We start from the raw sequence: 502 nt of genomic DNA, 5'->3' as shown, positions 1-502 counted from the left end.
CATGAATACCTCATTGAATTATACCCAAGTGATCTCCGAATTACGGTTCAAAGGTCACTTGGGTATAAAAGTCAGGTATTATAGCCTTCCTAGTTCGAATAGTTGAGCAATTTCACATATTTTCATGTACACACTTCGCCCATATCAAGCTGACTCTGTTAAAGCCGTTATTCATTACTTTCGCAAACATTCCACCCCCGCAGTGATCGTACTACCAACTGGTGCGGGGAAAAGCTTAGTTATTGCAGAACTGGCACGCCTTGCCAAAGGGCGTGTGTTGGTTTTGGCCCACGTAAAAGAGCTGGTGGAACAAAACCACGCGAAATATGAAGGCTACGGTTTGAAAGGCGCCATATTTTCGGCAGGATTAGGAAGAAAGGAAACCGACCAACAAGTGGTGTTTGCCTCGGTGCAATCGGTAGTGCGCAATTTGGACTCATTCAAAAACCAGTTCTCACTTCTGGTTATCGATGAATGTCACCGTGTGCCAGACGATAAAAAC

At 44.6% G+C, this 502-nt stretch carries 1 protein-coding gene; it reads left to right on the top strand.

Going from position 1 to position 502, the window contains the following annotated elements:
- Positions 1-124: 124 nt before the first annotated feature.
- A partial coding sequence (locus R8N49_RS30935; protein WP_318190928.1) for a DEAD/DEAH box helicase occupies positions 125-502 on the top strand: 378 nt, incomplete at its 3' end.

Source organism: Vibrio sp. 1978, from assembly GCF_033344345.1.
The sequence above is the reverse complement of the archived record's forward strand: the minus strand, read 5'-3'. Positions and strand labels throughout refer to the sequence as shown.